Below are 14,607 nucleotides of genomic sequence, written 5' to 3' on the forward strand. Positions count from 1 at the left end.
GGCCGGCGAAGGCGCAGCACCGTCGATCACCGCACTCTGTGCCGAATGACACATGCCCCGCCATTTCTGCTGGCGGGAAGATGGCGGCATCCCGAAGTGGAGTGATCTGATGCCTGGTACGCTCAGTCGTCGCGCCTTCCTGGCCAATGTCGCGGCTGTTCCGGCGGCCACGCTCATGCTTACCGGTGTTGCCACGGCGGCGCAGCCCTCCGTCACCACCGGGAACCTGATCGAAGCGGAGCGCGGCGTGATCCGCTCGGCCATGCAAGGCAGCGGCATCGGTGCCGCTGCCGTCTGCCTGGTCGAAGGCGGGCAGGTGCGCTGGACTGAAGGCTTCGGTCACGTATCAGGCCAGGGTAGCGCGGCCGCGGACGCCAGCACGATGTTCAGCATCCAGTCCACCTCGAAGAATTTCGCGGCGGTGGCGGTGCTGTTGGCCGTGCAGGACGGCATTCTTGATCTGGATGCGCCCATTACCCGCTATCTGCCGTCGTTCACCGTGCGCAGTCGCTTCGAGCATTCCCCGCAGGAGCGCATCACCCTGCGCCTGCTGCTTGCCAACCGCGCGGGATTCACGCACGAGGCGCCGCTGGGCAACAATTACGAACCGGCGTCACCGGGCTTTGATGCGCACGTCCGCAGCATCTCGCAGACATGGCTGCGCTTTCCGGTGGGTACGCGCTATCGCTATTCCAACCTGGGCTTCGACCTTGCCGGTCATGTCCTTGAGCAGGTTGCGGGCATCGGCTATCCGGCATGGCTGCAACGCCGGATCTTCGAGCCGCTGGGAATGCACGACAGTACGGCCGATGCGTCGGTCTACCTGGCAAGCAAGGGTCGGGCACTGGGAACCCAGGAGGGCTATGCGCAGGTGCCGCCAGTGACACCGCTGGTGGTGTCGGGAGGCGTCTGGACCAGTGCCGCCGACATGGCGAAGTATCTTGGCTTCCTTCTCGGCGGCGAAGAATCCGGCGCGCAGCAGTTGCTTGAGCCCCGTCTCTGGGAAGAGATGCATGGTTTCGGCCTGGGCGGTGACTACGGGCTCGGTGTAATGCGCAGCGAACGCCTCTACGGTGGTACACCGGTGCGGCTGCTGCACCATCGCGGCGGAGGCTTCGGATTCGGGTGCGTGTTCACCTACTGCAGGCAGGCCAACGCTGGATTCGCCGCGATGTTCAACCGCGCGACGTCCGCAGGGTACGGCATCGGCGAGCGTCTGCTCGATCAATTGCTGTCGGCGCGTTTCGGGCCCCGTCAGCCGCGTGTGCCGCTATCGTCCCTGGCGCCGATCAGGTTGAACCAGGACCAGATGCAGCGGATGGCGGGAGACTGGATAGGGCGCAGCGGCAAGGCGAAGATCGTGGTTGCCGGAAGCGGTGAACTGCAACTGCATCGTGGGGCGCAAGCTGTGGGCAGACGGTTTGCGGCCATCGACAGCGACCAGCTGTTCACCACGGACACCGATGGAGAGGTTGCGACGTACCGTTACCATGCGGCGACGGAGAGGCTGCCGGCGCACCTGGAATGTACGAACGGCGAGGATGGCCTGGACCAGAACGATCCCATCGATGGGTCCACCGGGCCGCACGCGCCCCATTGGCAACCCTGGCTGGGGCGCTATCGCATCGACCAATGGGGAAAACCGTCGATGTCCGTTGTGCTGGAGCAGCGACAGGGCTGGCTGTACATCGATGGCATCCGCCTGGTCACTGAAGTGGATCCAGGCCTGCTGTTCACCAGCGATGGCGAAGCGGTGGATTTCCGCAGCTCCCAGCCGACATGGCGCAACCTGCGTCTGCAACGCGTCCAGCCCGTGGGCCAGGGATGATGGCGGCATGCCGCGTGCTCACCCGCGCCGCCCACGCCCATCGATGCTGTAGCGCCCCGCCCCGGTGCAGGCCAGCAGCAGGAAGCCACCGGCCAGCCCCAGGTTCTTCAGGAACATGATCTGCTGGGTGGGGTCGGCAACGTTGTGGTGGAAGATGAAGGCGGTGACCAGGCTGAAGCCTGCCAGCACGATCGATACCAGCCGGGTCTGGAAGCCCAGCAGGATGCACAGGCCGCTGCCGATCTCAAAGGCGATGGTAGGCCACAGCAGGATGCCGGGTACCCCCATCGCTTCCATGTAGCCCTGGGTACCGCTGAGGTCGCCGAGCTTGCCGATGCCGGACACCAGGAACAGTGCCATCAGCAGGATGCGCGCAAGCAGGTAGGCGAGCGAATGCGATGAGTTGCTCACGTCGAAGTCCTCGGAGATGGCTGCCGAAGGCGATCGGAGCCCACCGGCAGTGAAGCCCGTGTCTACGTACCGGGCAAGGCGGCTTGACAGCTGGCCGGCCGCAGGACACCTTTCCATCATGATGATCGATATTGAATCGCTCAGCCTTCGGGAGCTGGGCGCCTTGGTGGTTGCCGCTGAACAGCGGAAACAGCTCATTTCCAGCCGCCGTCCGGCCAGCGCGGTGCGGCGGATGTTGAAGGCTGCCGCGGCCGAAGCCGGCTACACCCTCGAAGAACTCTTCGGTGGCGAAGCTTCGGAAACACCTGCGCCCGCCCGCAAACCCACCCGCCGTAAATCCGGCAAAGTCGCGCCCAAGTATCGCGACCCGGAATACAAGCGCCTGACCTGGACCGGTCGCGGGCGCATGCCGCGCTGGCTGGCGTCCAAGGTGTCGATGGGCCATAAGGCCACCGATTTCCTGATTCCTGGCTTGGCCAGGCCGACCGCTGGCAAGACCAGCACCATCGGCAAGCGGACTGTCATCAAGAAGGGATGAGGCTGCAGCACTGCTACCCTGCCCGGGTCTTTCAACCAAGGAGCACCGGATGGCACACGAGGGTGGCATGACGATCACGCCGAAAGTCCTGTACACAGCCGCAGGCGTGGCCGTGCTGGTCAGCCTGTTGGCCTGGGCGGTGGAGTGGAGCGGGATGGCCTATGTCTGCCCATACTGCCGCGTACAACGCACTGTCATCGGTGTGCTGGGCGTGCTGACATTGTTCGCGCGGCCGGGGAGCCTCATCGTGCCCTGGTTGTCGTACACAGCGGGCGGCTTCGCGTTCGTGGTTGCAGCGATGCAGCACTTCAATGGCTGGAAGCGCATTTCCGCCGGTGATTTCAGTTTCAACGCGCAGTGGTACATCGACCCGTGGCTGCTTTCAGGCGGCGCGATGCTGATCCTGGTAGCGCAGCTGATGCTGGTGCAGGCCGCCTGCCGGCGCAGCTTGCGCTGAGTGTTTCCACCCATGGCGTGGAACTACCCGTTCTGGAATACCGCCAACTGTGCAGCAAACGCGCGCTGATAGGCGGGACGCTGCGTCGCCCGTGCCACATAGGCCACCAGCAGCGGGTACTCGTCGAGCAGGCCGCTGCTCTTCAGGCGCAGCAGCACCGAGACCATCATCAGGTCGCCCACGCTGAACCCGCCGTCCAGCCACGCCGCCGCGCCCAACCACGCGGACAGTTGCGAGAGACGCATCCGCACGCGTTCGTCCAGCATCACCAATCGCTGTGCATACCAGGGCTGTTCGCGCTCCAGCACCCAGGCCATCGAGCGCTCGACGATGGGTGGCTCCACCGTATTCAACGCGGCGAACACCCACATGACTGCGCGCATCCGTGCATCCGGACCGACGGGCAGCAGGCCGGCATGCTGTTCGGCCAGGTGCAGGACGATCGCGCCGGATTCGAACAGGACCTGGTCGCCCTCCTGCCAGGTGGGAATCTGTCCGAAGGGATTCCGCGCCAGGTGGGCAGGTTGCTTCATTTCGGCGAAGGTCAGCAGCTGCACGTCATAGGGCACGCCCAGTTCCTCCAGCGCCCAGCGCACGCGCATGTCACGGGCCAGGCCCTGGCCGCGGTCGGGGGAGGTGGCAAAGGCGGTGAGGATGGGGGACATCGCGGCGCTCCTGCAGGCGGGAAGGCCTGTCTCTTCTGTTCCGACGAACGACGAGGACGGAAATCGACATCCCTCGATGCGCTCTTCACCCCGCCTGATGCAGTTTCCGGTACTGGTCCGGCGTGCACTGTGCGTGCCGCTTGAACATCTCTGCGAAGGCGCTGACGCCGGAGTAGCCCAGCTCCTCGGCAATCCGGCTGATCGGTCGGCGTGTGCACAGCGCTTCGGTGGCACGCACGAACTTCACCCGACCGCGCCAGTCACCGAGTGACATGCCCAGCTCGCTGCGTGCCATGCGCTCCAGCTTGCGTACGCTCATATGATGCCGCTGCGCGATATCGGCGACCGACTCGGCTGCGGACAGGTGCTTCTCGATGTACGCCATCACCTGTTTCAGGGCATCGCTGCTGGCGATCGGCAGGAAGCTGGGCAGCACTGCGGCATTGAGGATCTGGTCGATCACCACGGCGGCCATGCGCCGCTGGGCCGGCGTCCGCGGATCGGTCACGCCCTGTCGCGCCAGCTCGTGCAGCAGCTCGCGCAGCAATGGGCTGACTTCCAGCGCACTGCAACGCTCGGGCAGGCGGCGTGACAACGCCGGCGACAGGTAGGCCGAGCGATAGGCCAACCGCGACCGGTTGCGCGAATAGTGGGGCATTCCCGGTGGGATCCAGATCGCGTAATGGGGCGGGGACACCATCCACTCGCCGTCGATCTTCATCTCCATCACCCCTTGTGCGACGAAGTTGAACTGGCCCCAAGGATGGCTGTGCGTGCCCCAGTCGGTGGGCTCCATCGCACCCTGCCGGAAGTAGACCGGACCGGGCAGCTGGCGGAAGGTGGGGATGGGTTCCATCGGTTGCCGCAACCCGGGGTCGGAGTGACGCATCTTCAGGATGTCCTCGATATGCGCCAAGCGTACGCTGGCCATTCCCCCACGTACACCCACGCTCTTGAACTACCTCTTCCCAATCCTTGCCTGCCTGCTGTGGGGCGCGAATACCATCGTGACCAAGCTGGCCTCGGGCGCGGTCGGTCCCATCGATATTGGATTCTTCCGCTGGCTGGTGGCGGCCATTGTCCTGTTGCCCTTCGCGCTGCCGCGGCTGCGCAACAACCTGCAGACCGTGCGTGCCAACCTTGGCCGCTTCCTGCTGCTGGGGTGCCTGGGCGGGGTGATGTACCAGTGCCTTGCGTACTATGCGGCGCACTTCACCTCGGCCACCAACATGGGCGTGATCCAGGCATTGATTCCACTGCTCGCATTGGCGTTGTCACGCGTGTTCATGGGCCATCCGGTGCGCGGTACCTCCATTGCCGGTGCGGTGATTTCCACTGTCGGGGTGGTGGCGGTGGTCTCGCAGGGCGACCTGGCACGATTGGCCGCTCAGGGCGTGAACCGCGGTGATGCGATCATGCTGATCGGTGCGTTGGCCTTTGCCGCCTACAACGTGCTGATGCAGCGCTGGAAGATCCCGCTGACCGTGCTGGAATCGTTGTTCCTGCAGGCCACCGCCGCGTCGCTGATCCTGTTGCCGGCGCAGCTGCTGGTCGGTACCGGGGTGAACAATCTCACCGCGGTCGGCTGCATCGGGTTTGCGGCAGTATGCGCGTCGATCCTGGCCCCACTGACCTGGATGACCGGATTGTCACGGTTGGGCGCAGCGCGTGTCTCCGGCTTCTTCAACCTGGTGCCGATCGTGACCGCCGCACTGGCCGTGCTGCTGCTGGGCGAATCGCTCAGTGGCTGGGTACTCGCAGGGGGCGTGCTGGCGGTATCCGGTGTGGTCTTCGCCGAGTACGCAGCGAAGCGCGCGACGATGGCGAGTGGGGGCGAAGCGTCCTGACGCGGTCGGGCCGGACCCGCGCGGACCTCAGCCGTGGCGTGTCGTCCCGCACAGCGCCTGCTCCACCTCCTGCTCCAGCGCGTCGGCGTCGTAGCCGCGCTTGCCCTGCAGGCTCAGGTACAGCGACAGCGGGTCCACGCGGTCACCGCTACCGGTGAAGGCAGGCGGATACGACCATATCTGCAACGTTCCGCTGCGCGTGCAGTCGGGGCCGGCTGCAGGCAGTGCCCCGAGCTTCCGCCAGGCATCGATGTACAGGGCGCGCGTGATGCCGTGGTCTTTCGACGGCACCGCAAGCATTGCTTCCGTCCCTGCCTGGGGGGCGGATTGAGCATGTCGGGCCAGAACGTCGGCGACCTGTTCCCAGCAGACCTCCACTTCCTTCAGCACGGGGGAGCGCAGGAACGGCTGCGCTCTCGCCCAGACCTCGCCGCGGCTGCCGGCGAGTCTCAGGAAGCGTTCGCGTCCGCCGGTGGAGCGTTCGGCCAGTCCGCGACCGACCAGTTCAGCGGAGAGCCTCGACGCGGTCATCGAGGTGTATCCGGCAGCACGGCTGACCTCACGCGGCGACCACCAGCGTACCTGGCCGGACAGGAGTACGTGGATGAGCACGGCCTGCGCCGAAGGCAGCAGCGAAATCGCTTTCTTCTCGTGGTCGGGCGCATCGCGGAACTCGATCGCCAGGCTGGGGGCGTACAGCTGGTTGTGCGGTACCACAAAGTCGATATGGTTCTCGACCAGGAACCTGCGCTGGGTGGGGGTGAGGTACGGCGAGACATACAGCACCATGGCCTTTGCCGCTGAGCGCAGCACTTTCACATCCTGGATGACGCGGCTGCTGGATTCGCCCGGGACGCGTGGAACTGCCAGCATCGCCGGCGTTTCACCATAGAGGGTCAGCTCGGCGATGTGATAGCGCGAGGCCATGGTCTGCGGGATGAAGCGTGCCGCAGCCACGGGGCCGACCACCGAGGCCAGGCCGGGCAGGATCCGGCGCAGGTAGCGCTGCGCATCCATGACCAGATCGGTCAAGCCACTGTGTACTGCCGTTGTCATCGCTTGCTTCCCTTGGACCAGCCTCATCCCCGCAGCGGGGAGGGGGTGGTCCATCGCATTCAGTGGTGAATCCGGAGAGGTCGGGCGAGGTGGATGCCGCGCGGGCGATCCTCGCTTGCCTGCTCCATCTGCTGCCGTTGCGCCAGTGTTGCCGGGGATGTTGGAGATTGGGGCGAAGTAGCGTGGAGATTGGGTGGAGGTTGTGTGCGGCGTGGCCGGCGGAACTCCCCTTCCGCCGGCCACGTGCACGGACGCTACGGTCAGAAGCGCTGCGAGTACTTCACGTACACGGTGCGGCCGATATCGAAGCCGCCGTAGTAGGGGAAGGAACTCTGCGGCTTGGAGAACATGATCGGGCCGCGATGGTCGAACACATTGTTCGAGCCCACTGCCACGGTGCCATCCCAGGGCAGCCTGTAGCTGACCTGGATGTCGTGGAACGCATTCGAGCCGACCCTGCGCACGGCATCCGGTTCGCCGTTGGCGATGCGTTCGGGCGCGGTGCAGGGCCGGTTTGGCATGCAGCCTTCCATCATCCCGGAGTAGTAGCGCACCGTGTACTGGGCCGAGAGGTTGCCCAGCTGCCAGTTGACGCCGAGATTGGACCGCAGGCGGAACACCCCAGGGCGTCCAATACGACCGTCCATGATGGTGTCACCGGCCGAGTTCTGCTTCTCCTCGTCGTACTTGGAGACGTAGCTGTTCTGCAGGTCAAGGGTGAAGCGACCGAACGCGTACTCCGGCAGGCGGTAACGGATGCCCAGGTCCCACCCCTCGGTTTTCATCGCGCCGAGGTTGGTCAGGCCGTAGAACATGCTGGTGATGTGGCCATCAGCGGCACGCTTGACGCTGCCGCAGCGCGAGGCATTGCCCAGCACGTAGCAGTCACGGAGGATGCGATCGACGTTGTCCTCGATGATCATGTTGGTGATCTTGTAGCTGTACCAGTCCAGGTTGATGTCCAGACCGTTGACCCAGCGCGGGCTCCAGACCACACCGACGGTCTTGCTCTTGGACTCTTCCGGGCGCAGGTTCGGGTTCGAGCCCGTGGTGAACTCGTTCGGGGTGGCGCACGGGTAGCTGGTGCAGGGCTTCAGGCCCTGGGCCAGCTGCTCGTAGCCACGCGGAACACCGGCGGCGTTGCAGGCCGCGTTGCCGTTGACGCTGTTGGTGGCGCCGATGCCGCAGGGGTCCACGTAGGTTTCGAAGCTGGTGCCCAGGCCGCCATACAGGTCGGAGATGCTGGGAGCACGGAAGCCCTCGGCGAAGGTGCCGCGCACCATCAGCTCCTCGACCGGGCGCCAGGCGAAGCTGGCCTTGGTGTTGGTGGTGCTGCCGAAGTTGCTGTAGTCGGAATAGCGTGCCGCAACGTTGACGGTCAGCTCCTTGGCGAACGGAAGGTCACGCAGCACCGGCACATTCACTTCGGCGAAGACTTCATTGAGGCTGTAACCGCCTGCAGTGGTCTGTGCCCCCAGTGCAGTGCTCTGGCGCGACTGGGCAAAGGCGTCGGGAACGTAGCGTCCTTCTTCCTTGCGGTACTGGTAGCCCATCGCCACCGAGAGCTCGCCCGCCGGCAGTTCCAGCACCGGGCCGGAGATGTTGGCGAAGTAGCTTCGGGTCTTGGTGATGCCGGTATCGGTGAACGTGGGGAACAGGAAGCGCTGCAGTTCCGGGTCGGCAAGCGAGCCGGCGCCAGCAACGCCGTACGGCAGCAGCGGATTCCAGGCCAGGCAGCCGGCGATCGGTGCACCTGCGCTGCCACAGCGTGCTACACCGTTGCCATCAACAAAGGACTGTCCCAGCGCTTGGCGCGAGGCGATCAGGCTCATGTCACCACGGCCGGTCTTGGTCACCTCGTTGCGGTTGAACAGCGCGCCCACCTCCCAGTCGAACGTTTTGCTGGCCAGTTCGAAGTAGCCCGACAGCGTCGGTGCCACGCGCAGCGACTTCAGCTTGCTTTCGGTCGTGCGCGGAAGCTCCCACAGGCGGCGGTTGAAGGCGATGTCATGGCCGACCGGATTGAACGCACTGTTGCCGGCCAGCGGCGTCCCGAACTTGGTCGATTCGTAGGGGTAGCCGGCAATCTGCTGGTCCGAGATGCGCTCGTTGTAGCCGATATCGGTGGTGAAGGTGATCTGGTCACTCAGTGCATAGTCGGAGCTGAGGAACAGCGACCGGCGCTCGATGCCGGTCTGCACATGCATCTGCTCGTTGCCGTTGGAATACTCGGCCGGCGTGATCGGATGGTAATCGTTCGGGTTCTTCGGGTCGCCACCACGATTGAGTGTCTTGAACACGGAATTTCCGGTGGCACAGTCGTAAAGCGCCGGGTCACACCAGGAGCCGTTCTGGCTGAGGTCGCTCCAGCCCGCGCGCGGATAACCCGGCCCCGCACCACCATGCTTGGAGAACCAGCGGTCGCGGGCGAACACCGGGTCGGCCTTCTGGTATTCCAGGGCCAAGGTGTAGCCACCTCGCTCGCCGCGCGCGCCGGTAACGAGCGAGAACGTGCTGTCCTTGCCGTCGCCCTGGCTGAACTGGCCATGCTGCGCCGAAAGCTCCAGCCCCTCGACGCTCTTGCGGGTAATGATGTTGATGACGCCGGCGATGGCGTCGGATCCGTAGAGCACCGAGGCGCCATCCTTGAGCACGTCGATGCGCTCGACCGCGCTCATTGGAATCTGGCTCAGGTCCTGCAGGCCGCTGGTGCTGGCGCCCAGGCGCTTGCCGTTCACCAGCACCAGGGTGCGGGTGGCGCCGAGGTTGCGGATGTTTGCGTAGCTGCCGCCGACGTCTTCGCCGGACGACAGCGTGCGCGAACGCGAGAGCGCTGGTGCGCCGGCCGACGTGAGGTTCTGCAGGACGTCGGCGATGGTGGTGAAGCCCTGCTGCTCGATCATCTTGCGCGAGATGGCAAGCACCGGCTGCTGGGTTTCCACATCCACGCTGCGTATCGCCGATCCCGTCACCTGGATGCGGTCCAGGTTCTTCGGAGACTTCGCAGCGTCGTCCTGTGCATTGGCAGCCGGCGAGAAAACGGCAGCCAACACGGCGCCGATCCCTGCCGAAAGCAGAGTGTATTTGTAGTGCATTGTTTCTCTCTCCAAATCCGTTGTGTGGTCGCAATGCGCGCGGCGCTACGACCGGTCTGCATTCCGTTACCCGGAATCGAGAGGAACCTAACATCCCGCTCACATTTGAACTGCGTTATGGACGCGTTATCTTCGCGCGCCCTTGGCCGCTGTCCTGCACGGGGAGTGCACGTCGCGTCGACGTTGTGCAATGTCGTTTCGCTTCAGTCTGGCAGCTCCTTTCCCGGCATACACAGGAGGCCGCCGATGAATACGCCTGGCAAGCCGAAACCCAGCTGGAAGCAATGGCATGTGCTGCTGGTGATTCTGGCGATTGCGCTGCTGATCAGTGTGATCATCGTCATCGCGCCATGGTGAGGCAGGCATCGCATGCGTGTTTTCCGTGAACATTCAATGATGCCGGCAATGAAGAAGTCAGCACGTGTTCCGCATGGTGATGTGTACATCAATTCGTACTCACCCGGCCGGCACACGAGGACGATGATAGTGAGGTCGAAGGCAGTGCCGACGCGCTGTCATTCTCCACTGACTTTCGAGCACACAGGAGCGACGCCATGAGCACCCAGTCCACCATCGAACATCGCCTCAACGACCTGATCGAGATCGCCCGTGATGGCAAGTCCTTCTATGAGGAAGCCGCAACGAAGGTAAAGGATGCCGAACTGTCGGCACTGTTCACCCGTATCGCCGGGGTCAAGGCGCGGATCGTCGCGGCGCTGAGTGGTTCGGTCGCCGCCAGCGGCGGCAAGCCGGCCGAGCACGGCACCATGGTCGGTTCGATGCAGCAGTTCTACGGCAAGGTGCGCGCCGCGTTTGGTGATACCAACTACGGCTACGTGGCCGAACTGGAAGAATCCGAAGACCGCCTGCTGGGCGCGTTCAAGGATGTGCTGCAGGACAACGATCTGCCGCCCGCGGTGCGCCAGGAAGTGACCCAGCTGCTGCCGGATGTGCAGGAGTGCCACAACGTCATGCGGGCACGCAAGCACGCCATGAAGGCTGCCTGACGTCCCGCGCCGGGCGGCCGATCGCGGCCGTCGAGCCCCGGAGGCGCGTCATGGCCCGGGAACCTTCGCAGCCCGGCAGGGCTGCGAAGGACCGGGCGTCCGGCCCCGTTTCCATGGTTATACTTGGCCGAGTCCAGGGAACAGGCGCGGCATGACGAAGGGGGCTTCGTCCAGCATCAACGTCAATCGCCAACCGGATGCAGTCGCGTCCGGCTTTGTGCGTGTGCGCGGTTTGCTGTGATGTGCGCTTCGCCGGTCTTTCCGTTGCCTGATCCTGGTTGTCCCATCGCCATCCATTGCGAACAGGCCCACTGACGATGCGTCGAGTCAATGCACTTTCCGCGATGATGTTGCTGGGCACGGTTGTGGGAAGTGCGGGGGCGCAGTCCTACAGCAAGACCAACGTCATCACCTATCACGATGATCTGTCGAAGTGGGTGCTTGGCCAGGTCCGGACGTCGGTCAACCAGGACACGGGCCGGACCGAGTCCCAGGTGGATTATGACCCGGCCACCGCGAAGCCCCAGCGGATCCATGCCTTCGGCCAGCTCCAGCAGACCATTCACTACAACAGCGACGGTACCGTTCGCGCCGTGGTGGACGGGCGTGGCAATACGGTGAGCCTGTCCGGCTGGAAGCGCGGCATCCCCGGGAACATCCAGTATGCGGATGGTTCGACCCAGTCTGCCGGCGTGGATGACAATGGCTGGATACGCTGGATCACCGATGGCCGGGGCAACACCACGCGTTACGACTACGACGCGATGGGGCGCATGTCGCTGGTCGACTACCCCGACGGCGATACGGTGGACTGGGCGTCCACCACGACACAGTTTGCCCAGGTGGGCGGCGCCGAGTACGGCATTCCTGCCGGTCATTGGCGGCAGACGGTCAGCACCGGCAATGCGCGCAAGGTCACCTACTACGATGCGCTGTGGCGCCCATTGCTGGTGCGCGAGTACGACGCGGGCAATGAAGCCGGCACGCAGCGGGCCTCGGTGACCGCCTATGACACGGAGGGGCGGGTCACCTTCCAGTCCTATCCTGTCGCGGGGGTCGGTACGGTCCAGGACGCCGGAACTGGCGTCCGTACGACGTACGACGCACTTGGGCGGGTGGTCCAGGTCAGCCAGGATTCCGAGATTGGCGCGCTGGTCAGCACAACCGAGTACCTGCCGGGGCGGCGCGTGCGCACTACCAATGCCAGGGGTATCCCGACCGTCGTGACCTACACCGGTGCAGATGCCGCGAAGCTTGACTGGCCGGTACGTATCGAACTGGCAGAGGGAGCCGTGCTGGATATCCCGCGGGACGTCTTCGGCAAGCCGACGTCGATCACCCGCAGGGCCAGCAATGGCTCGGTGACGTCGACCCGGCGCTATGTCTACGATGCGGCGCAGCGGTTGTGCAAGACGATCGAACCGGAAACCGGCGCCACCGTAATTGACTACGACGCCGCATCGAACCCGGTGGGAAGCGCGCAGGGGTTGGACCTGTCCGATGCAGGCAACTGCAACCAGGACAGTGCCGCGGCGAGCGGGCGCCGGGTGGTGCGTTCCTATGACGCACGCAACCGGCTCGCATCACTGCAGTTCCCCGACGGCAATGGCAACCAGCGCTGGAGCTACTGGCCCGATGGCCTGGTCAAGCAGGTCACCACGTTGAACGCTGGGGTGGAGACGCACAACAGCTATGCGTACAACCGTCGCGGGCTGCTCATCGGTGAGGTGCAGAGCCCCACCGATGGCGAAGCGCTGGCGATGGGGTATGCCTACGACGCACTGGGCAACCTGTCCGCGCATCGCTATCCCTCCGGCAACGTGGTCGCGTATGCGCCCAACGCACTGGGACAGGCCGGGCAGGCGGGCTCCTACGCCGCTGGCGTGGTCTATTACCCCAACGGGGCGATTCGTCGGTTCACCTATGGCAACGGTATTGTCCACACGATGGTGCAGAACGCGCGCCAGTTGCCGGATGAAAGCCAGGACACGCTTGGCGCAACCCGGATCCTCAGCGACGGCTACGACTACGATGCGGTCGGCAATGTGCTGGCAATCACTGACGGTGCCACGGGCCGCAACCAGCGTGGCAACCGCAATCTGGGCTATGACGGGCTGGATCGGCTCGTTTCGGCTTCCTCGCCCATGTTCGGCTCGGCGAGCTACAGCTATGACGCGTTGGACAACCTCACGCGCGTGACGATTCTCGGCCGTGACCATCACTACTGCTATGACAACGCATGGCGCTTGACCAACGTCAAGGTCAACGGTTGCGGAGGGTCAACCGTGGTCGGCCTGGCCTACGATGCGCAGGGCAATCTGCGGGCGAAGAACGGGCAGCCGTTCACCTTCGACTTCGGCAACCGGCTGCGTGCGGCGGCAGGTTCCGAGAGCTACCGTTACGACGCTGACGGTCGCCGCACACAGACAGATTCATCGTTCGGACGGATCACCTCGATGTACGACCACGCCGGCGTCCTCCGCTACCAGGCGAGCGAGCGCGAGGACAAACGGACCGATTACATCACGCTGGGCGGAAGCCTGGTCGCCAAGGCAGCGGTGCCGATGCGGCGTTCGCCGGCCGCGAAGGACTTCGTTGGGTGGTCGCCTGTGGCCTCTGCCGTCCGCTACGTCGTCGAGGAAAGCGTGGACGGGGTGACCTGGACCACGGTCTACGAAGGCAACGCCGCGAACTGGACGTCGGCCGCACGCCCTGCCACCAGCTATGCGTATCGCGTGCTTGCCTGTGGCGCCACGGGGAGCTGCACGCCGGTGTCCGATGTCTCGCATGTCCAGCGTCCGCAGGGTGACATCGTGCCCCTGCTGTACCAGCTGCTGCTGGGCTGAGCGTAGCGGGCTGCACCGGCCGCAGTGCACCGTCAACCGGTTATTCATGACAGGGGAAGGAAGAACATGGCTGGAGTACGTGCTGTATCGCGCCCGCGTGGCGCCATCGGCGGCAAGGTCCTGCTGGCGCTGGTGGCAGTGCTGGGAACTGGCCTGGCCTCAACGGCAAATGCTGAGCCTTACAACCTGGAAGGCCATCGGATCGTATCCGTCGCAACTGGCTGGGGCGGGGAAGGGTTCTACCTGGTGACGCAAGGTGTGCTTCCAGCGGGCTCGGATTGTGGGGGTGGCAATCGCTTCATTCTCCTCAATGATCATCCGATGCAGAGGGAGATGGTCTCGATGCTGCTCATCGCCTGGCAGAACAAGCTGCGTGTCGGATTGCGTGTCGACGGCTGCACCTCCGGAGTAATGCAGCTGAGGGCCGTGACGATGCCTGAGGCCTGATGTCTGAATCCACAGGGGAACTACATGATGATGAGTGACGCGACGCCGGGCTTCCGCAGGAGGTTGGGAGCGGGGCTGGCCTTGACGTTGGCCTTGTGCCTGTCTGCACCACTGAAGGCGGAGCCAACCAGCGATCAGATGACGATTCTGTCGCTGCGGCCGTACATGGACGGCCCGGCGGGAATTGTGTACGTGCATGTTTCGAGTACGGCGTTCTGCAATACCGATACCTTTGCAATCGACATGTCCCGGCCGGGAGCCAAGGAAGCCTACGCGGCGGCGTTGGCAGCGCTGACATCGGGGAAGAATGTCCGGCTCGAGGCGTTCAACTCCACCGGGTGCAATGGCTGGGCGACCCGGCTCCAGTCGATCTTCATTCACGCGTAACGCTCCACGGATGGATCCAGGAC

Annotated in this window: 13 protein-coding genes; 8 read left to right on the top strand and 5 right to left on the bottom strand. The window is 64.5% G+C overall.

Annotated features, from left to right (window positions below; translation table 11 throughout):
* Positions 1 to 52: 52 nt before the first annotated feature.
* Positions 53 to 1,828 carry a serine hydrolase domain-containing protein gene (locus AC5P78_RS03380; protein WP_232503862.1) on the top strand — a complete coding sequence of 592 codons (1,776 nt, stop codon included), beginning with the start codon at positions 53 to 55 and terminating at the stop codon, positions 1,826 to 1,828.
* A gap of 18 nt (positions 1,829 to 1,846) precedes the next feature.
* Here the strand turns inward: AC5P78_RS03380 and AC5P78_RS03385 are convergent, their stop codons facing one another.
* Positions 1,847 to 2,239 (bottom strand): DoxX family protein, encoded by a 393-nt coding sequence (locus tag AC5P78_RS03385; protein ID WP_012481352.1) that lies wholly within the window; start codon positions 2,237 to 2,239, stop codon positions 1,847 to 1,849.
* Positions 2,240 to 2,357: 118 nt separating this feature from the next.
* Between AC5P78_RS03385 and AC5P78_RS03390 the strand changes: the two genes are divergently transcribed.
* Together AC5P78_RS03390 and AC5P78_RS03395 are read left to right on the top strand one after the other, a co-directional pair.
* Complete coding sequence (locus AC5P78_RS03390) at positions 2,358 to 2,777, top strand: H-NS histone family protein (protein WP_005411175.1); 420 nt, start codon at positions 2,358 to 2,360, stop codon at positions 2,775 to 2,777.
* Positions 2,778 to 2,826: 49 nt separating this feature from the next.
* Positions 2,827 to 3,234 (top strand): hypothetical protein, encoded by a 408-nt coding sequence (locus AC5P78_RS03395; protein WP_005411174.1) that lies wholly within the window; start codon positions 2,827 to 2,829, stop codon positions 3,232 to 3,234.
* Between the two features lie 23 nt (positions 3,235 to 3,257).
* Here the strand turns inward: AC5P78_RS03395 and AC5P78_RS03400 are convergent, their stop codons facing one another.
* Together AC5P78_RS03400 and AC5P78_RS03405 are read right to left on the bottom strand one after the other, a co-directional pair.
* A complete protein-coding gene (locus AC5P78_RS03400; RefSeq protein WP_005411173.1) occupies positions 3,258 to 3,899 on the bottom strand; it encodes a glutathione S-transferase family protein in 642 nt (213 codons plus the stop codon).
* Positions 3,900 to 3,984: 85 nt separating this feature from the next.
* Entirely contained in the window at positions 3,985 to 4,788 is an 804-nt protein-coding gene (locus AC5P78_RS03405; RefSeq protein ID WP_088431974.1) for an AraC family transcriptional regulator, read from the bottom strand.
* Positions 4,789 to 4,852: 64 nt separating this feature from the next.
* Here AC5P78_RS03405 and AC5P78_RS03410 point away from each other — a divergent pair, with 64 nt between their 5' ends.
* Complete coding sequence (locus tag AC5P78_RS03410; RefSeq protein ID WP_024957912.1) at positions 4,853 to 5,746, top strand: DMT family transporter; 894 nt, start codon at positions 4,853 to 4,855, stop codon at positions 5,744 to 5,746.
* Between the two features lie 27 nt (positions 5,747 to 5,773).
* Here the strand turns inward: AC5P78_RS03410 and AC5P78_RS03415 are convergent, their stop codons facing one another.
* On the bottom strand, positions 5,774 to 6,802 hold the full coding sequence (locus tag AC5P78_RS03415; protein WP_049396428.1) for a hypothetical protein: 1,029 nt from the start codon (positions 6,800 to 6,802) through the stop codon (positions 5,774 to 5,776).
* A gap of 260 nt (positions 6,803 to 7,062) precedes the next feature.
* Positions 7,063 to 9,897 carry a TonB-dependent receptor gene (locus AC5P78_RS03420; RefSeq protein WP_099561661.1) on the bottom strand — a complete coding sequence of 945 codons (2,835 nt, stop codon included), beginning with the start codon at positions 9,895 to 9,897 and terminating at the stop codon, positions 7,063 to 7,065.
* A 554-nt stretch (positions 9,898 to 10,451) separates the two neighbouring features.
* On the opposite strand from AC5P78_RS03420, the gene AC5P78_RS03425 reads away from it, so the two are divergent.
* The 4 genes from AC5P78_RS03425 (at position 10,452) to AC5P78_RS03440 (ending at position 14,584) form a co-directional block, all read left to right on the top strand.
* Positions 10,452 to 10,904 carry a PA2169 family four-helix-bundle protein gene (locus AC5P78_RS03425; RefSeq protein WP_005411167.1) on the top strand — a complete coding sequence of 151 codons (453 nt, stop codon included), beginning with the start codon at positions 10,452 to 10,454 and terminating at the stop codon, positions 10,902 to 10,904.
* Between the two features lie 317 nt (positions 10,905 to 11,221).
* Entirely contained in the window at positions 11,222 to 13,750 is a 2,529-nt protein-coding gene (locus AC5P78_RS03430; RefSeq protein ID WP_495217148.1) for an RHS repeat protein, read from the top strand.
* A gap of 66 nt (positions 13,751 to 13,816) precedes the next feature.
* Positions 13,817 to 14,197 carry a hypothetical protein gene (locus tag AC5P78_RS03435; RefSeq protein ID WP_088431965.1) on the top strand — a complete coding sequence of 127 codons (381 nt, stop codon included), beginning with the start codon at positions 13,817 to 13,819 and terminating at the stop codon, positions 14,195 to 14,197.
* A 30-nt stretch (positions 14,198 to 14,227) separates the two neighbouring features.
* On the top strand, positions 14,228 to 14,584 hold the full coding sequence (locus tag AC5P78_RS03440; protein ID WP_225792032.1) for a hypothetical protein: 357 nt from the start codon (positions 14,228 to 14,230) through the stop codon (positions 14,582 to 14,584).
* Positions 14,585 to 14,607 lie beyond the last annotated feature (23 nt).

The sequence above is a fragment of the Stenotrophomonas sp. YJH_SMC_133 genome, assembly GCF_059370655.1.

Bases quoted from the DNA above. Each gene is read 5' to 3' on its own strand.
- AC5P78_RS03380 (WP_232503862.1), top strand. From the start codon at position 53: ATGCCCCGCCATTTCTGCTGGCGGGAAGATGGCGGCATCCCGAAGTGG.
- AC5P78_RS03435 (WP_088431965.1), top strand. From the start codon at position 13,817: ATGGCTGGAGTACGTGCTGTATCGCGCCCGCGTGGCGCCATCGGCGGC.
- AC5P78_RS03415 (WP_049396428.1), bottom strand. From the start codon at position 6,802: ATGACAACGGCAGTACACAGTGGCTTGACCGATCTGGTCATGGATGCG.
- AC5P78_RS03400 (WP_005411173.1), bottom strand. From the start codon at position 3,899: ATGTCCCCCATCCTCACCGCCTTTGCCACCTCCCCCGACCGCGGCCAG.
- AC5P78_RS03430 (WP_495217148.1), top strand. From the start codon at position 11,222: ATGCGTCGAGTCAATGCACTTTCCGCGATGATGTTGCTGGGCACGGTT.
- AC5P78_RS03390 (WP_005411175.1), top strand. From the start codon at position 2,358: ATGATGATCGATATTGAATCGCTCAGCCTTCGGGAGCTGGGCGCCTTG.
- AC5P78_RS03425 (WP_005411167.1), top strand. From the start codon at position 10,452: ATGAGCACCCAGTCCACCATCGAACATCGCCTCAACGACCTGATCGAG.
- AC5P78_RS03405 (WP_088431974.1), bottom strand. From the start codon at position 4,788: ATGCGTCACTCCGACCCCGGGTTGCGGCAACCGATGGAACCCATCCCC.
- AC5P78_RS03420 (WP_099561661.1), bottom strand. From the start codon at position 9,897: ATGCACTACAAATACACTCTGCTTTCGGCAGGGATCGGCGCCGTGTTG.
- AC5P78_RS03395 (WP_005411174.1), top strand. From the start codon at position 2,827: ATGGCACACGAGGGTGGCATGACGATCACGCCGAAAGTCCTGTACACA.
- AC5P78_RS03440 (WP_225792032.1), top strand. From the start codon at position 14,228: ATGAGTGACGCGACGCCGGGCTTCCGCAGGAGGTTGGGAGCGGGGCTG.